This window comes from Methylocystis sp. B8 (assembly GCF_005771425.1).
Classification (GTDB): Bacteria; Pseudomonadota; Alphaproteobacteria; order Rhizobiales; family Beijerinckiaceae; genus Methylocystis.
The window spans coordinates 364088-380008 of sequence record NZ_VBTZ01000001.1 but is presented as its reverse complement, the minus strand read 5'-3'; the positions used below and the strand labels follow the sequence as shown (position 1 = coordinate 380008).

The window sequence follows — 15921 nt, the reverse complement described above, 5'->3', positions numbered from 1 at the left end:
CCGAGATATAGAGGTCGTGGCGATGGTCGGGCCGGCAGGGAGTTTCGCTCCCGCCGGCTCGTCTAGCTTTGGCCTTCTGGCCAGCGCGCTCTTGCAAATTTTCCAGCAATGACGAACTCAAGATGCGCAGTCGCGCCGACCGCGACGCCGATTCCCTTTGTCTTTTCATTGGAGAGAACATGACCGACGACGCCGCATCCGTCGACGCGGCCGCAGCCGCCAATCCGCAAACCGCCCCCACCGATTTTGGCTTCGAGGCCGATGTTGCGCGGCTCCTCGAACTCATGACTCACTCCGTCTATTCGGAGCGCGACGTGTTTTTGCGAGAGCTTGTCTCGAACGCCGCCGACGCTTGCGAGAAGCTTCGCTATGAGGCGCTGTCGGACGAAAAACTCGCCGCGCAAGCGGGAGCGCCGCTTGTCGCCATCTCGCTTGATAAAGACAAGCGCACGCTGACGGTGGCCGACAATGGCGTCGGCATGTCGCGCGACGAGTTGGTCAGCGCGCTCGGCACCATCGCCAATTCGGGAACGCGCGCCTTTCTCGACAAGATCGGGAAGGAAAAGGACGCTGGCTTCATCGGCCAGTTTGGCGTTGGATTCTATTCCGCCTTCATGGTCGCCGATCGCGTCGAGGTCGCGACGCGGCGCGCCGGCCAGGATCAGGCCTGGCTGTGGAGTTCGGAGGGCAAGGGTTCGTACAAAATCGCGCCGCTGCCGCTCGACGAGGCGCCTGCCGTCGGCACGCGCGTCAGTTTGCATCTCAATGCCGAGAGTGACGAATTTCTCGACGGCTGGCGCGTCGAAAGCGTCGTGCGGGAACATTCGGGCGCGATCGCCGCGCCGATCGACCTCGTTGGGGCGGCTGGTGAAGAGCCCCGCCGAATCGCAGAGGGCGTGGCTCTCTGGACGAAGCCGAAGTCGGAAATCCCGCATGAGCAATATGTCGATTTTTACCGGCAGCTGTCCGGGCAGTTGGATGAGCCGGCGCTGATCGCCCACTGGCGCGCGGAAGGACGCACGGAATATACGGTGCTCGCCTTTGTTCCCGGCGCGCGGCCTTTCGATCTCTTTGATCCGGCGCGAAAGAGCAGATCCAAGCTTTACGTGCGTCGCGTGCTGATCTCACGCGACATGGAGCTGCTGCCCGCCTGGCTGCGGTTCATGCGCGTCGTCGTCGACAGCGCCGACATTCCGCTCAATGTCTCGCGCGAAATGGTGCAGAAAAGCCCTGTCGTCGGCGCGATCGGCAAGGCGATCGCCACGCGTATTCTGCAGGAGCTCAAGAAGCTCGCCGACGTCGAGCCCGAGAAATTCGCGGAAGTATGGAAAAATTTCGGCGCCGTGCTCAAGGAAGGGCTGCACGAAGACCCGAGCCGTCGCGACGCCCTGTTTGAAATCGCGCGTTTCGCCTCGACGAAGTCCGAGGAAAAAACCCGCACGCTCAAGGATTACGTCGCCGATCTACGGGAAAATCAGACGGCGATCTATTATCTCGTCGGCGACGACATGAAGCGGCTGCGCGCCAGTCCGCAACTCGAAGGCTTCCGCGCGAGAGGCGTCGAGGTCCTGCTGCTCGACGACGCCGTCGACGCCTTCTGGGTGACGAGCGCGCTCGGCTTTGAAGGCAAGCCGTTCAAATCCGTGACTCAGGGTCAGGCGGACATCGACGCGGTCGCCCTCGTCGAGGGCGCCAAACCGGAGGCGCCCGCGCCGGCCGATGTCGCCGATCTGCTGGCGGCGCTTAAGGAAACGCTGGCGGAGTATGTCGACGACGCGCGCGCCTCGACGCGACTCACCGACAGCGCCGTTTGTCTTGTGGCGCCGGACAGTGGGCTTGATCGTCAATTGTCCCGCCTTCTGGCCGAACATGGTCAACAGGCGGCCTTCGGAAAGCCCGTTTTGGAAATCAATCCAAGGCATGAGGCGATCGTCGCGCTGGCGACCGCCTTGCGCGCGAAAGGGCGGGATGCGACGCGCGACGACCAGCTCCTCTTGCTGGATCTCGCGCGCGTGGCCGACGGCGAGCATCCCGTCGACGCGGCGGCTTTTGCGAAGAGGCTGACGGCGCTTCTCGCAACTCGAGGATAGGAAATGAAGCTGAGCGTTGGGAAAAAGGCGGCAACGAGCAGCGAGCCGCCCCCGACGCGGATAGAGGCGATCGCAAAGGTCGCAGACTATCTCGAAGCCGCGGGGGTCGCCGATGCCCAGGAGGACGCGCGCGCTCTGCTGCGCGCCGCCGCGGGGCTGACGCGGCTTGAACTCGCTTTGGCGCCGCGCGCTCCCTTGTCGGATGAGGAAGCGCGCACGCTTTCGGACTACGCCGCGCGGCGGGTCGCCCGCGAGCCTGTGTCGCGTATTCTTGGAGAGCGCGGGTTTTGGACGCTTGACCTCGCCGTCACGCCCGGCGTTCTCGATCCACGGGCGGACACCGAGACGCTGGTCGAAACGGCGCTGAGCTTCCTCGCGAAAAAGCGCGACGCGCCGCTCTCGATTCTCGATCTTGGAGCCGGCTCGGGCGCAATCGCCTGTGCGCTTCTCAGCGAGTTTCCAGGCGCGCGAGCCGTCGCTGTCGATCTTTCGGCCGAAGCCTGCGCGGCGACCGCCGCAAATCTCGCCCGCTGCGGCTTCTCTAACCGAGCCAGCGTGGTGCGCGGCCGCTGGGCGGAGGCGCTTCAGGGGCGATTCGATCTTATCGTCTCCAATCCCCCCTATGTGCGCACGGATGACATCGCAGGGCTCGAACCCGAGGTGCGCCTTCATGATCCCGCGCTGGCGCTCGACGGCGGCGCGGACGGACTCGACTGTTATCGGGAAATCATCCGCGACATGCCGAGGCTGCTTGCCGAAGACGGGCTCGTCCTATTTGAAGTCGGCTTCGATCAAGCTGTCAGCGTCGCCACGCTTTTGGGCGCTAAAGGGTTCCAAATCGAGCGCGTCGCACGCGACGCCGGCCGCCACGAGAGGGTAGTCGCCGCGCGACTTGCGGCCTCCGGGAAGTGACATATTGGCTACAGTAACGCCTTTTTTGGCCCGTTCCGCGGCGTATGGCCTTGTTGGGGGCCAACCCCTCCACTATAGTCATCGTAGGTCCAGCCGATCGCCGACTTCGAGAGAGAAACTCGAGACCTGTGGCTCCGCTTCGCGAACGGAAGCTCGAAACGACCGGCCAGGAGCAACGTCGAAATCGACATGAAAGCGCCGGAGTGAGGCCACTTCGATCGTCGGGGCGTTTATGCGCCTCGCAGACAGCTGGCGTCCAGTTGCGCTGAGCGTCGTGAACTCGCGCTGAGGGGAATTGGCGCAGAACTACGCGGGACCGCCGATTGCGGCCAACTTGAGGAAAATCGACTCGCGCGCGCCGCTCTTAAAGCTCGGGGTCCGGGAATGGATCGCTGTCGTTCGCGCGTTTCGCGTTGGCTGCGTCTGGCGAAGGAATTTGGCGGCGACGTTGTTGGGAAAGCCGCGCAGGCGAGAGCCGAGCGCAGCGAGATTTCGGGGAGTTTGATGAGACCAGGACAAAACAAGAGAATGCGGGGACGCAACGGCCGCAAAGGGCCTAATCCGCTTACGCGATCCTATGAGTCCAATGGCCCCGACGTTAAGATTCGCGGCACGGCTCAACATATCGCCGAAAAATATCTTCAGCTCGCGCGCGACGCGCAGTCCTCCGGCGACACGATCATGGCCGAGAGCCTTCTGCAGCATGCTGAGCATTATTTCCGACTGATCGCCGCCGCGCAGCAGCAGCAACACGTCAATGGCTATGCGCGCTCGCAGCCCGAGGCCGAAATCGAGACCGCCGAGGACGACGACGATTTCGCGGCTCTTCCCGATCGTTTCGCGCCGCTTTCCGAACGGCTCCCGGCGCCGGCCTATCAGCCTCAGCCTCAGCCTTTCGCGCCACAGCCGCATTTCACGCCGCCGCAGCCTCAGCCGCAGCCGCAGCCTTTCGAGGAGCGCCCGATGGGCGATATGCGGGGCGGCGAGCGCGCGGAACGCCCTGATCGCCCGCAACGGCCCGAAAGACCGCAGTATGGTCGGGATCGCAACGCTGAGGGCGGAGACCGTCCCCGTCACCAGGGGTACGACCGCGGCCGCGATCGTCGTTTCCAGCCGCGCGGCGAGGCCGGCGCGGCCGAGGGCGGCGCGGGAACGGCGCTGCCGTCCTTCATCACGGCGCCGGTTGCTGCGCGCGCCGCGCCGAGCGAAGGCGCAGAGCCCTTTCTCGAGCGCGAAAACGCGCCGCGCGAACATGAGGGCGGGGTCAATTATCATTTGAGCTCGAGACGCCGCCGGCGCCCTCGCCCCCCGATGGATGACGTCGCCAGCGAGTCGCGAGACGATGACGCGCCGCAGGTCGGCGAGCTTCCGCTGGAGCCCGATCGGTTCTAACGACTGTCGGGCGCCACGCTGATCGCGTCGCCGATTGCAATGCGGCCGCCGTACGTCACCCGCGCGTAGACGCCGCAATCGATGTGGCCAAAGTTCTCGCGCAGCGTCTGAACGAGGTCCATGTCGCGCCGCCCAGTGCCCGGCTCGACGCCGGTCGCCGCGCAGCGGTCGGTCATTTTGAGAACCTCGAGTCGCGCGCCGCCGATCGAGAGCGTTCGCCCCAGGAGCGCCGCCTCGGCCCAGGGGGCCATGTCTTCGAGATAAAGATTGGCGCGAAACCTCAGCGGATCGACTGCCGCGCCTTCCGCTTGCGCGATCGCCGCGACGCTCGCCAGATTGACAAGCGAGACGAAGCCCGACTTTGAGTCCGTGAAGCGGAAGCCATTCGGCGCGGCGAGAAGTCGGACGGGGCCGCGAATTTCCGATCCGAGATGGGCGGTCAGAAAGTCCTCGATGGCTTCGCGTCCTTCGACCGTCCGCAAATCCCCGCGCGCGACCTCGTCTCCATTACGCGCGATGGTCAGCACGCCGGTCGCCGCTTCGTAGCGCGTCGCCAAGCCCGCGAGCGCGGCGTTCCTCATCAGCATCAATAATTTGATTTTGGGCTGATGCTCGGGCGCCGCTGGATCGAAGCCTGAAGGCCCGTTTTCGAGCGCAAACAGCCGGTCTCCCGGAAAATAACTGTCAGCCTGTAGATCGGCGGCGCTTAGCCGCTCCGGCGACAGGCCTTTGACGGGATAGCGGTAGAGTGCGGCGACCCGCATGCGAACTCCGGCGAAAACTGCTAGCGACAATACGTCCTAAGCGAAGCGGCGAGGAATTGCGACGCTTGCGACGCGAGTGGGCCTTTTCATATGGCCCATGCTTCCCATATCGACGACGTGGGCCGCCGCAAGGGGCCTTCAACAAAATTTGGACGCGAGGCGGGCCGCTTAAAAACGAAGGGCCGCCTCATGGTCAGAGGGGCTATGAATGAATTTTGAGAAATACACTGAACGCGCGCGCGGATTCGTTCAGTCGGCGCAAGCGCTGGCGACGCGCGAAGGCCACCAGCAGTTTACGCCGGAACATATTCTGAAGGTCTTGCTCGATGACGATCAGGGCCTCTCCTCCGGGCTGATCGACCGCGCTGGCGGACGCTCGCGCGAGGCGCTGGCGAAAACCGAAGCCGCCCTCGCCAAACTGCCGAAAGTCGGCGGCTCCGGGGCCGGCCAGCTCTATCTCGCGCCCGCGACGGCGCGGCTCTTCGACAACGCCGAGAAGATCGCGCAGAAGGCGGGCGACTCCTATGTCACCGTCGAGCGGCTGCTTCTCGCGCTGGCGATGGAGAAGGACTCCGAGGCTGCCCGCATTCTGCAGGACGCCGGCGTCACCCCGCAAACGCTGAACGCCGCAATTGAAGATTTGCGCAAGGGCCGCACGGCGGATTCGGCTTCGGCCGAAAACGCCTATGACGCGCTCAAAAAATACGCCCGCGATCTCACCGAGGCGGCGCGCGAGGGCAAGCTCGATCCGGTCATCGGCCGCGACGAGGAAATTCGCCGCACCGTGCAGGTGCTGTCCCGGCGCACCAAAAACAATCCCGTGCTCATTGGCGAGCCCGGCGTCGGCAAGACAGCGATTGTCGAGGGATTGGCGCTGCGCATCGTCAACGGCGACGTGCCGGAATCCCTCGAGGACAAGAAGCTGCTCGCGCTCGACATGGGCGCGCTGATCGCCGGCGCGAAATATCGCGGCGAATTCGAGGAACGGCTGAAAGCCGTGCTCAACGAGATTACCGCCGCCGCAGGCAAAATCATCCTCTTCATCGACGAGATGCACACGCTCGTGGGCGCCGGCAAGGCGGATGGCGCGATGGATGCCTCCAACCTGCTGAAACCGGCGCTCGCGCGCGGCGAATTGCATTGCGTCGGCGCGACGACGCTCGATGAATACCGTAAACATGTCGAAAAGGACGCTGCGCTCGCTCGACGCTTTCAGCCGGTTTTCGTCGACGAGCCGACGGTCGAAGATACGATCTCGATCCTGCGTGGCCTGAAGGAGAAATACGAACTCCATCACGGCGTGCGCATCACCGATAGCGCGATCGTTGCCGCCGCGACTTTGTCGAACCGCTACATTTCCGACCGCTTCCTACCGGACAAGGCGATCGACCTTATCGACGAGGCGTCGTCGCGCCTTCGCATGCAGATCGACTCGAAGCCCGAGGAGCTCGACGAACTCGATCGGCGCATCATTCAGCTCAAGATCGAGCAGGAGGCGCTCAAGAAAGAGACGGATACGGCGTCGAAGGATCGTCTCGCTAAGCTCGAAGGCGAGCTTGCCGACCTCGAAGAAAAATCGGGAGCGCTCACTGCGCGCTGGCGGGCCGAGAAGGATAAGCTCGGAGCCGCGCAGAAGCTCAAGGAGCAACTCGAAGCGGCGCGAAACGAACTGGCGCAGGCGCAGCGGCGCGGCGAATATCAGCGCGCGGGCGAACTCACTTACGGCGTGATTCCCGATCTCGAAAAGAAACTCTCGGAGACGGAAAGCGAAGCTGACACGCTCGTCGACGAAGAGGTCACCGCCAATGACGTGGCGCAGGTCGTCTCACGCTGGACTGGCGTGCCGGTCGACAAGATGCTCGAAGGCGAACGCGAGAAGCTGCTGCACATGGAGGGCGAGCTTGCAAAGCGCGTTGTCGGGCAGCATGAGGCGGTCATCGCCGTGTCGACCGCAGTGCGCCGTGCGCGCGCCGGACTGCAGGACCCCAACCGTCCGATCGGCAGCTTCATCTTCCTTGGCCCCACCGGCGTCGGCAAGACCGAGCTGACGAAGGCGCTCGCGGCGTTCCTCTTCGACGACGAGACCGCGATGGTGCGGCTCGACATGTCGGAATATATGGAGAAGCACTCTGTGGCGCGGCTTATCGGCGCGCCGCCCGGCTATGTCGGCTATGAGGAAGGCGGCGCATTGACCGAGGCCGTCCGCCGCAGGCCGTATCAGGTCGTGCTCTTCGACGAAATCGAGAAGGCGCATCCGGACGTTTTCAACGTGCTTCTGCAGGTGCTCGACGACGGGCGCCTCACGGACGGCCAAGGCCGCACCGTGGACTTTAAGAACACGCTGATCATCATGACGTCGAATCTCGGGTCGGAATTCCTCGTCATGCAGAAGGAGGGGGAGGATTCCTCCGCCGTGCATGATGAAGTCATGCAGGTGGTGCGGGCTCATTTCAGGCCGGAGTTCCTGAACCGCGTCGACGAGATCATCCTGTTCAATCGTCTGCAGCGCGAGGACATGGGCGCGATCGTCGATATTCAGATCAAGCGGCTGCAGAAGCTGCTCGAAGATCGCAAGATCACGGTGCATCTCGACTCAAAGGCCCGCGATTGGCTCGCGACGAAGGGCTACGACCCGACCTACGGCGCGAGGCCCTTGAAGCGCGTCATTCAGAAGGAGCTGCAGGACACGCTCGCCGAGCGGCTGCTCGCCGGCGAGATCGTCGACGGCGCGACGGTCGAAGTTTCGGCCGACGCCTCAGGCCTCATCATCGACGGCAAATCGGCGCATGGGCGCGCCGCGCCGCTGTTGCGCACGGTGGGGAACGCGTAAACAGCGGGCGCTTCCCTCTCCCTTTGGGAGAGGGTTTTGCGCGCCGCCTACCACAGCCGTTCGGCGCGGCGGTTAAGGACGTCGGCCTCGCGCAAATCGAGTTCGCGCTCGATGCGGCGGCGCGCTTCGTCCTTGAGTTTGCCTTCCCGCAGCATGTCGTTGATCAGAACGCGCTCCTCAGTGATGAGCTGCAATTCGATTTCGTCGTGAAGCTCTACGAGCTCACGGCGCTCTTCTTTGATGTCGCACTTCATTCGGACGCGCGACGAAAAATAGTCCTGCTGCCCGCGAAGCGCCAGCATCGCCTCCTCCGGAACGTCAATCTCCGCGCCGAGACTCGCGAGCTTCGCGCTGGACGCCTCGATCGCGGCGTGACGGACGCGCAGCTCCTCGGAGCGGTCGAGAAGACGCTCCTCCGTGCCGGCTCTGGCGAGACCAAGTTTGCGAATGATCCAGGGAAGCAGGGAGCCCTGGAAGACGAGCGTCGCCATCACCACGCAGAAGGTGAGAAAAAAGATCGCGTCGCGATAGGGAAACGGCTCGCCCCGCGCCGTTGCGAGTGGAATCGCCAGCGCCGCGGCGAGCGAAACGATTCCGCGCACGCCGGTGAAGGAGAGGATGAAAGCCCATTGCCAGGGCGGCGAAGGATCGCGTCGCGCAAGCGGCGGAATGAGCCAGCGCGGCAGATAGATGATTGGAAAGGTCCACACAAATCGCGCCACGATCACCACGAGCGAAACGATCGCCGCGGACATCGCCAGCTCATAAAGCGAATGATCCCGGATTCGCTCTATGAGCGTTTGCGCCTGCAGTCCGGTGAAGAGAAAAACGAGGCCTTCGATCAGAAAGAGGAAGAAATCCCAGAAGAACACGCCTTGCAAACGCGTCGCGGCGCTGATCAGCCTAGGCCCGTTCCAGCTGATGTAGAGGCCGGTCGCAATTGTCGCGATGACTCCCGACCCGCCGAGATGTTCGGGCGGCCAATAGGCAAGGTAGGGCGTGATCAGCGACAGCGTAATCTCGATCCGCGGATCGCGCATGAAGCGTCGCAGCCGCAGGATCGTCCAGCCAACGACAAGGCCCCACATGATCTCGCCGATGATAATTGCGACGAATGTTCCGCCTGCTTGCGCCAAAGAAAAGGAGCCGACGCTGACCGCCGCCACGGCAAAGCGGTAGAGAACGAGCGCCGTGGCGTCGTTGGCGAGGCCCTCGCCCTCCAAGATCACAAGGATGCGCCGCGGCAACTGCATCCGCCGGGCAATGGCGAGCGGCGCGACGGCGTCCGGCGGCGAGACGATCGCGCCGAGCACGAAGCCGGCCGCCAGGGGCCAGCCAAGCAGCCATTTCATCGCGAGCGAAACGGAAATCGTGGTGAAGACGACGCAGCCGACGGCGAGCAGAAGTATCGGCCGCAGATTGAATTTAAACTCCCGCCAACTCATGTTGACGCCGGAAATGTAGATCACCGGCGGCAGCACGAGGAGCAACACGAATTGCGGCTCGAGCACAAAGGCGGGCGCGCCAGGCGCAACGGCGATCAAAACGCCAGACGCGACGAGAAGAACTGGCAAGGCGACGCCGGAGCGCAATGCGATGAAGGCGACGAACGCCACCGCCGCCAGAAGAAAGATGAGTATTTGGAGACCCGCGAGCATGCATCCACCTTATAGCCCGCGCCTTATGCGGGACTAGTCCGCCGCTGCAGCCAAGCTCATAGCTTTCGTAGCGCCACTTCCTCGATCCTGTGATCGGAGCCCTTCGTCAGGATCAAACTCGCGCGCGGCCGCGTTGGAGCGATGTTCTGGCGCAAATTCTCGAGATTGATCCGTGTCCAAATGTCTCTTGCGACACGCGTCGTCTCTTCTTCATCGAGATCCGCATAGACCCCGAAGTAGGATTTCGGATCGCGGAACGCCGTCTGCTGGAGCCGGCGGAAGCGCTCCACATACCATCGCTCCAGCACGTCTTCGGGGGCGTCGAGATAGACCGAGAAATCGAAAAAGTCGGAGACGAAGGGAATTTCGCGGCCGTCGCGCAGGCGCGGCGCAAGCAGAACATTGACGCCTTCGACGATCAGAAGGTCTGGCCGGTCGATGCAGGTCGCTTCGCCCTCGACGACGTCATAGGTCAAATGCGAATAGACCGGCGCGCAAACGTTGCGTCGGCCCGCCTTTACGTCGGACAGAAATCGCAGCAGCGACTTGTTGTCGTAGCTCTCGGGAAAGCCCTTCTTGTCCATGAGCCTTTCGGCCTCAAGGATTCTGTTGGGCAAGAGAAATCCGTCCGTGGTGATGAGCTCAACTTTCGGCGTGTTCGGCCAGCGCGACAGCAGCGCCCGCAACACGCGCGCCGTCGTGGATTTTCCAACGGCGACCGAGCCCGCAACCCCGATGATATAAGGAACCTTGCCGTCTTCTGCGCCAAGAAAGCGCTGCGTCGCCTTGAAGAGGCCCTGCGTCGCCGCAACATAAAGCGCGAGCAATCGCGACAGCGGCAGATAGATTTCGATGACTTCTTCGAGCGAGATTGGATCGTTGAGCGACTTCAGCCGGGCAAGATCGTCAAGCGTCAGCGTCAGCGGCGTATCCGCGCGTAAAGCCGCCCATTCGGCGCGGGTAAAGTGCCGGTAAGGAGAAAGAGCTTCGTTGTTGGGGACGAGCTCCGTCACCGTCATCCCTTCCCTCCTCGAGCGGCCTTCTCCGCAAGGCCTGACTGCTTCGTGCGCCGCTCCAGTTCGTGCAACACCTCATCGAGCGAGATATCTCTCGCTTCGAGCACGACGAGAAGATGATAGAGCGTATCGGCGGCTTCATTGATCAGCGCGCTTCGGTCGTCCGCTATCGCGGCAATCACCGTTTCGACCGCCTCTTCGCCAAATTTCTTGGCGATCTTCGGCATTCCTGCGTCGAGCAGGGTCTTCGTATAGGAGGTCGACGCGCTGTCATCGCGCCGTGATTTGATCAGCGCGGCGAGATCGTCGAGCGTAAATCCCGTCATGCCATCACCTCCATGCCGTCGAGGCGCATCGGGAGGCCGGCGGCCGCCATGTGAAGCTTCGCCTGGGGGATCGAATATTCGCCAAAATGGAAGATCGAGGCGGCGAGCACCGCGCTCGCATGGCCTTCCTTCACGCCGGCGACGAGATGATCGAGCGTTCCGACGCCGCCCGAGGCGATGACCGGCACATGCACGGCGTCGGCGACGGCGCGCGTCAGCGCAATATCGAAGCCGCTCTTTGTGCCGTCACGATCCATCGAAGTCAGCAGGATTTCGCCGGCGCCAAGGTCCGTCACCTCGCGCGCATATTCGACGGCGTCGATTCCGGTCGGGCGACGCCCGCCGTGTGTGAAGATCTCCCAGCGTCCATCGGCTACGCGCTTGGCGTCGATCGCGACGACGATGCATTGTGCGCCAAATTTTTCCGACGCCTCTCGAACGAAGCCGCGATTGGCGACGGCCGCCGAATTGATCGAGACCTTGTCGGCGCCGGCGAGCAAGAGATTGCGAATGTCGTCCAGCGTTCGCACGCCGCCGCCCACAGTCAGCGGCATGAAACAGGCTTCCGCCGTGCGCTGCACAACGTCAAGCAGAATGCCGCGATTCTCATGGCTGGCGGTGATGTCGAGAAAGCAAAGCTCGTCGGCGCCGGCGGCGTCATAGGCGATGGCGCATTCGACCGGATCGCCGGCGTCACGCAGATCGACAAAATTGACGCCTTTGACGACGCGGCCTTCTTTCACATCCAAGCAGGGAATGACGCGCGCCTTGAGCATTACGCATCCTCCGTCGCCGCGCGCGCGCGGCGTATCATCGCCAGCGCCTGCGCCGGATCAAGCCTGCCGTCATAGAGCGCACGCCCGGTGATGGCGCCGGCGAGCTTGCGGCAACCGGGCTGCAGCAGCCGCTCCACGTCGGCAAGCGACGCCAAACCACCGGAGGCGACGACGGGAATCGTCAAGGCGTCAGCAAGCGCCAAGGTGGCCTCGATGTTCAGGCCAGTCAAAATGCCGTCCCGCGAGATGTCGGTGTAGATGATGGCGCTGACGCCTGCGTCTTCGAAGCTCTTGCCGAGATCAAGCGCCGACATGCGCGTGGCGCGCGCCCAGCCGTCGACCGCGACAAAGCCATCCTTGGCGTCGATCCCGACAGCGACGCGGCCGGGATGGACGCGCGCCGCCTCGCGGACAAACGATGGGTCCTTAACGGCCGCCGTGCCGATGATGACGCGCGCGACGCCCTTGTCCAGCCAGCGCGACAGCGTGCGCATGTCACGGATGCCGCCGCCAAGTTGCACGGGAATCGTCAACGTCGCGAGAATGGCTTCGACAGCCTCGGCATTGCGCGGCGCTCCAGCGAAAGCGCCGTCGAGATCGACGACATGCAGATATTCGAATCCGACCCGCTCGAAGGCGCGCGCCTGCTCGGCAGGGTCATCGTTGAACACAGTCGCGCGATCCATGTCGCCCTGTGCGAGGCGCACGCACTGGCCTTCCTTCAAATCGATTGCGGGAAACAAAATCACGGTCGCCACCTGAGGAAATTGCCGATCAACGCTAGGCCGAGCCTCTGGCTTTTTTCGGGATGAAACTGCACGCCGACCAGATTGTCGCGCGCGACGGCCGCGGTGAGCGGCGCACCATAGTCGGTTGTCGCCAGCACATGCTCGGGCGCCGACGGGGACAGCTGAAACGAGTGCACGAAATAGGCGTGCAATCCGCGCTCTCCTGTGGGCACGCTCGCAAAGAGCGGATGCTCTCGGCTCAGCGTCAGCGTGTTCCAGCCCATGTGGGGAATTTTCAATGAAGGATCGGCCGGCTCGATCGCCGCAACATCTCCGGGAATCCAGCCAAGCCCCGGCGTTTCGCCATGTTCGAGGCCGCGCGCGCCCATAAGCTGCATCCCGACGCAAATTCCCAAAAAAGGCCTGCCACGAGCGACGACAGCCTCTTGCAGCGCGGCGTAGAGGCCCTCGATCGCCATCAAACCGCGGCGGCAATCGGCGAAAGCGCCGACGCCCGGCAAGACGATGCGTTCGGCGCCGCGCACGATGTCTGGATCGCTGGTGACCCGAATATCGGCCGGCTGCTGCGACTCGCGCGCGGCGCGCTCAAAGGCTTTCAATGCGGAGTGAAGATTGCCCGACCCATAGTCGATGATCGCGGTCGTCAAGGAGCGGGCCCTCGAAAGGCGTCTTCATTCCCGATCTGCCCAGGGCGATGGCGGTAAAAGAAGGCAGCCTCAGCCTCGTCGAGGTCCTCGCCGATGACGAGATCACGCTCGACATAGCCGCGGCGCGCCAAATTCCACCCAACCAGCCGCTCCCCCTCGAAGCCGAGCCAGACGGCGAGAGCGAGCGTCAGCCATGACATGGCCTCGCGCGACACCCGCAGTTTCCAGGCAATGAGCGCCAAAGCGGCGAGAAGCAGCGTCCAAAGGACGGCGACAAGCCAAGCGCGCCGCCAGGCAAGCCAAAACGGCCCGAAAATAAGGGCCGGCCAGGAAAAGCCGTCGCGCAGGAAGACGATCTTCTCCGGCGATGCAGGCTGGCCCGACGCGGTCGGCGGAAAATGAACAGTGAATATGGCCATCGGCCGTCCCTCGCTCGCTCACGCGCCTCTTTTCAGGCGGTGAGCGTTCCCTTGGTGGAGGGCGCTTCGCCCTGCGTCCGGCGAGGATCTATCGCGACCGCCTTGCCGAAAGCCCGCGCGAAGCCCTTGAAGGCGCTCTCGGCGATGTGGTGGCTGTTGACGCCGCGCAGGCGCTCGATGTGCAGCCCGACGCGGGCGTGGACCGCGAAGGCCTGGAAGAATTCGCGCATCAATTCGGTGTCAAAGGCGCCGATCCGCTGCGCGGGAAAAGACACGTCGTAGACAAGATAGGGACGACCCGAGACGTCCACGACGACGCGGGTTAGCGCCTCATCGAGCGGCACATGCGCGTCGCCATAGCGGGAAATGCCCTTGCGATCGCCAAGGGCGCGATCCACCGCCTGGCCGATGGCGATGCCGACGTCCTCGACCGTGTGATGGCCGTCGATGTGCAGATCGCCCTCGGCGCGTACGGTGAGATCCAGCGGCGCATGACGGGCGATCTGGTCGAGCATATGATCGAAAAAACCGACCCCGGTCGAAATTTCCGAGCGGCCGGCCCCATCGAGGTCGACAGTCACGGAAATCTTCGTTTCCTTCGTATTGCGCTCGATCGTCGCGCTGCGCATTTCCTGCCTTTTTGTGGGCTCTACCGGCGGTTTGGGCCGCAAGCGGCCAGCTTGTAGCAATTCCATTTTAGATACGCCACTCGAATGGTTTAGGCGTTAAGCAGAAGCGAGATACGCGCCAACGGCCTCCCCTCCTCGGCATATTGGCCGCAAAGACCGAAAATGGTCCAAATGTTCGCGCTGATTCCTGTCTCGAACGCAACCACGGCGATATGCCGACGGTGGAAGACGCTTATAGCTTCGCGAACAGCGCCTAAGAAGGCGTTTACGCGCGCATAATGCCGCACGCCCCGGAGGGCTTTCCGTCATCCAAAGCCAAACGAGGAGGCTCAAAACATGCAGCGCAGACTTCTCGGCGCCCTTCTCGCGACGACGCCAACCTTTCTTCCGGCGGCAGCCGAACCCTGGCGGGACGGCTTTGTGTCGCGCATCGAAGCCCTGGCGCTCATTCAAACGCTGAACGCCTCTCTGCTCGCGAGCCGAAGCGCCACGGCGACGCTCGAGAAATGGTGCGCCGATCACAAGATGTCGGCGGAGCCGAAAATCGTCGCGCGCCGAATCGGTGGAAACGAAAAGCAGCCGAGTGACGAAACGCGCCGACGGCTCGAGGTCGGCGCCGAGGAGCCGGTGAAATACCGCCGAGTGCAGCTCGCCTGCGGCGAGCACGTGCTCTCGGAGGCTGACAATTGGTATGTGCCGGGGCGGCTTTCTGACGAAATGAATCATGCGCTGGAAACGACGGAAACGCCCTTCGGCAAGGCCATCGCCCCGCTTCAGCCGTTTCGTCGCACCATGGAGATGAAGATGCGCTGGTCTCCCTTGCCTGAAGGTTGGGAAGTCTCAGCCAATGCTGCGCCCGAAAAAACGAGCGGCGCTCTCTCCATTCCGCATGATCTCTTCGAGCACACGGCGGTCGTTTATGCGCGCGATCAGCGCCCCCTCTCCGAGGTGCACGAAACATACACGCGCGAGATTTTGGATTTCCCAGCACCCGCCCCGCGGGAGTGAACGCCAAAGGAATTCCTGCTCTGCCGGATAAACAGCACGATTATCCTGCCGCCGTCCCGCCCTTGCTCAAAACCGCGCCAAACCTTACATCGGCTGCATATCTCGGCTCGGATAAGGCGAATGGATAACGAACAAAGCCGCTCGGCGGGCATGCACGCGACGACGATCATTCTCGTGAAGAAGGCCGGAGAAACGGTTATCGCCGGCGACGGTCAGGTCAGCCTCGGTCAGACGATCATGAAGGGTAACGCCAAGAAAGTGCGCCGTCTTGGCAAGGGTGACGTTATCGCGGGCTTCGCCGGCGCCACCGCCGACGCTTTCACCCTTTTTGAGCGGCTTGAATCCAAGCTCGAGCAATATCCCGGACAGTTGATGCGCGCCTGCGTCGAACTCGCCAAGGACTGGCGGATGGACCGCTATTTGCGGCGTCTGGAGGCGATGATGCTCGTCGCCGACAAAAACGTCGGCCTCGTGCTGACAGGCTCCGGCGACGTGCTGGAGCCTGAAGCGACCGATGAAGGGGCAGTAGCGGCCATCGGTTCAGGCGGGAACTACGCGCTCGCGGCCGGGCGCGCTTTGCTCGATTCGCCGCTCGACGCCGAGACCATCGCGCGGCGCGCGATGGTGATCGCCTCCGAGATTTGCGTCTACACCAACCAGAATGTGGTGGTGGAGAAGATATAAGGCAGTCGGCCGTCGTCGGTC

The 15921-nt window shown here is 63.3% G+C and carries 15 protein-coding genes; 6 read left to right on the top strand and 9 right to left on the bottom strand.

Annotation, left to right across the window (positions count from 1 at the left end; genetic code table 11):
* Nucleotides 1–179: 179 nt before the first annotated feature.
* From htpG to FEV16_RS01810, 3 genes are all read left to right on the top strand, one after another.
* Nucleotides 180–2090 carry a molecular chaperone HtpG gene (gene htpG / locus FEV16_RS01820; RefSeq protein ID WP_246657119.1) on the top strand — a complete coding sequence of 637 codons (1911 nt, stop codon included), beginning with the start codon at nt 180–182 and terminating at the stop codon, nt 2088–2090.
* Between the two features lie 3 nt (nt 2091–2093).
* Complete coding sequence (gene prmC / locus FEV16_RS01815) at nt 2094–3002, top strand: peptide chain release factor N(5)-glutamine methyltransferase (RefSeq protein ID WP_348639962.1); 909 nt, start codon at nt 2094–2096, stop codon at nt 3000–3002.
* 528 nt (nt 3003–3530) lie between these two features.
* Nucleotides 3531–4394, top strand: a complete 864-nt coding sequence (locus FEV16_RS01810) for a DUF4167 domain-containing protein (RefSeq protein ID WP_246657118.1) — start codon at nt 3531–3533, stop codon at nt 4392–4394.
* Here FEV16_RS01810 and FEV16_RS01805 read toward each other — a convergent pair.
* Complete coding sequence (locus FEV16_RS01805) at nt 4391–5158, bottom strand: MOSC domain-containing protein (RefSeq protein ID WP_138165894.1); 768 nt, start codon at nt 5156–5158, stop codon at nt 4391–4393. The two genes, FEV16_RS01810 and FEV16_RS01805, sit on opposite strands and share 4 nt — an antisense overlap.
* Before the next feature lie 208 nt (nt 5159–5366).
* Here FEV16_RS01805 and clpB point away from each other — a divergent pair, with 208 nt between their 5' ends.
* A complete protein-coding gene (gene clpB / locus FEV16_RS01800) occupies nt 5367–7988 on the top strand; it encodes an ATP-dependent chaperone ClpB (RefSeq protein WP_138165893.1) in 2622 nt (873 codons plus the stop codon).
* Nucleotides 7989–8035: 47 nt separating this feature from the next.
* Here the strand turns inward: clpB and FEV16_RS01795 are convergent, their stop codons facing one another.
* From FEV16_RS01795 to hisB, 8 genes are read right to left on the bottom strand one after another with little or no spacing between them, the layout of a single operon-like run.
* Nucleotides 8036–9646: a Na+/H+ antiporter gene (locus FEV16_RS01795; RefSeq protein WP_138165892.1), complete on the bottom strand. Its 1611-nt coding sequence runs from the start codon at nt 9644–9646 to the stop codon at nt 8036–8038.
* Between the two features lie 56 nt (nt 9647–9702).
* A complete protein-coding gene (gene coaA, locus FEV16_RS01790; protein WP_138165891.1) occupies nt 9703–10665 on the bottom strand; it encodes a type I pantothenate kinase in 963 nt (320 codons plus the stop codon).
* Nucleotides 10662–10988 (bottom strand): phosphoribosyl-ATP diphosphatase, encoded by a 327-nt coding sequence (locus tag FEV16_RS01785; RefSeq protein ID WP_138165890.1) that lies wholly within the window; start codon nt 10986–10988, stop codon nt 10662–10664. The genes coaA and FEV16_RS01785 overlap by 4 nt, the downstream gene beginning before the upstream one ends.
* The gene (gene hisF, locus FEV16_RS01780; RefSeq protein WP_138165889.1) at nt 10985–11764 is read right to left on the bottom strand and encodes an imidazole glycerol phosphate synthase subunit HisF; all 780 of its coding nucleotides are present in this window, start codon (nt 11762–11764) and stop codon (nt 10985–10987) included. Before hisF ends, FEV16_RS01785 begins: the two co-directional genes overlap by 4 nt.
* On the bottom strand, nt 11764–12522 hold the full coding sequence (gene hisA / locus FEV16_RS01775; RefSeq protein ID WP_171015114.1) for a 1-(5-phosphoribosyl)-5-[(5-phosphoribosylamino)methylideneamino]imidazole-4-carboxamide isomerase: 759 nt from the start codon (nt 12520–12522) through the stop codon (nt 11764–11766). The genes hisF and hisA overlap by 1 nt, the downstream gene beginning before the upstream one ends.
* On the bottom strand, nt 12510–13160 hold the full coding sequence (hisH, locus tag FEV16_RS01770; RefSeq protein ID WP_138165888.1) for an imidazole glycerol phosphate synthase subunit HisH: 651 nt from the start codon (nt 13158–13160) through the stop codon (nt 12510–12512). The genes hisA and hisH overlap by 13 nt, the downstream gene beginning before the upstream one ends.
* The gene (locus FEV16_RS01765; RefSeq protein WP_138165887.1) at nt 13157–13579 is read right to left on the bottom strand and encodes a DUF2628 domain-containing protein; all 423 of its coding nucleotides are present in this window, start codon (nt 13577–13579) and stop codon (nt 13157–13159) included. Before FEV16_RS01765 ends, hisH begins: the two co-directional genes overlap by 4 nt.
* A gap of 32 nt (nt 13580–13611) precedes the next feature.
* Nucleotides 13612–14208, bottom strand: coding sequence for an imidazoleglycerol-phosphate dehydratase HisB (gene hisB, locus FEV16_RS01760; protein ID WP_138166435.1), 597 nt, complete (start codon nt 14206–14208; stop codon nt 13612–13614).
* A gap of 336 nt (nt 14209–14544) precedes the next feature.
* Here hisB and FEV16_RS01755 point away from each other — a divergent pair, with 336 nt between their 5' ends.
* Entirely contained in the window at nt 14545–15216 is a 672-nt protein-coding gene (locus FEV16_RS01755) for a hypothetical protein (protein ID WP_138165886.1), read from the top strand.
* A gap of 120 nt (nt 15217–15336) precedes the next feature.
* Nucleotides 15337–15900: an ATP-dependent protease subunit HslV gene (hslV, locus tag FEV16_RS01750; RefSeq protein WP_138165885.1), complete on the top strand. Its 564-nt coding sequence runs from the start codon at nt 15337–15339 to the stop codon at nt 15898–15900.
* The last annotated feature ends 21 nt before the right edge of the window (nt 15901–15921 follow it).

Bases quoted from the DNA above. Each gene is read 5' to 3' on its own strand.
- hisF (WP_138165889.1), bottom strand. From the start codon at position 11,764: ATGCTCAAGGCGCGCGTCATTCCCTGCTTGGATGTGAAAGAAGGCCGC.
- FEV16_RS01765 (WP_138165887.1), bottom strand. From the start codon at position 13,579: ATGGCCATATTCACTGTTCATTTTCCGCCGACCGCGTCGGGCCAGCCT.
- FEV16_RS01785 (WP_138165890.1), bottom strand. From the start codon at position 10,988: ATGACGGGATTTACGCTCGACGATCTCGCCGCGCTGATCAAATCACGG.
- FEV16_RS01810 (WP_246657118.1), top strand. From the start codon at position 3,531: ATGCGGGGACGCAACGGCCGCAAAGGGCCTAATCCGCTTACGCGATCC.
- clpB (WP_138165893.1), top strand. From the start codon at position 5,367: ATGAATTTTGAGAAATACACTGAACGCGCGCGCGGATTCGTTCAGTCG.
- FEV16_RS01755 (WP_138165886.1), top strand. From the start codon at position 14,545: ATGCAGCGCAGACTTCTCGGCGCCCTTCTCGCGACGACGCCAACCTTT.
- coaA (WP_138165891.1), bottom strand. From the start codon at position 10,665: ATGACGGTGACGGAGCTCGTCCCCAACAACGAAGCTCTTTCTCCTTAC.
- prmC (WP_348639962.1), top strand. From the start codon at position 2,094: ATGAAGCTGAGCGTTGGGAAAAAGGCGGCAACGAGCAGCGAGCCGCCC.
- hisB (WP_138166435.1), bottom strand. From the start codon at position 14,208: ATGCGCAGCGCGACGATCGAGCGCAATACGAAGGAAACGAAGATTTCC.
- FEV16_RS01805 (WP_138165894.1), bottom strand. From the start codon at position 5,158: ATGCGGGTCGCCGCACTCTACCGCTATCCCGTCAAAGGCCTGTCGCCG.
- FEV16_RS01795 (WP_138165892.1), bottom strand. From the start codon at position 9,646: ATGCTCGCGGGTCTCCAAATACTCATCTTTCTTCTGGCGGCGGTGGCG.
- htpG (WP_246657119.1), top strand. From the start codon at position 180: ATGACCGACGACGCCGCATCCGTCGACGCGGCCGCAGCCGCCAATCCG.
- hslV (WP_138165885.1), top strand. From the start codon at position 15,337: ATGGATAACGAACAAAGCCGCTCGGCGGGCATGCACGCGACGACGATC.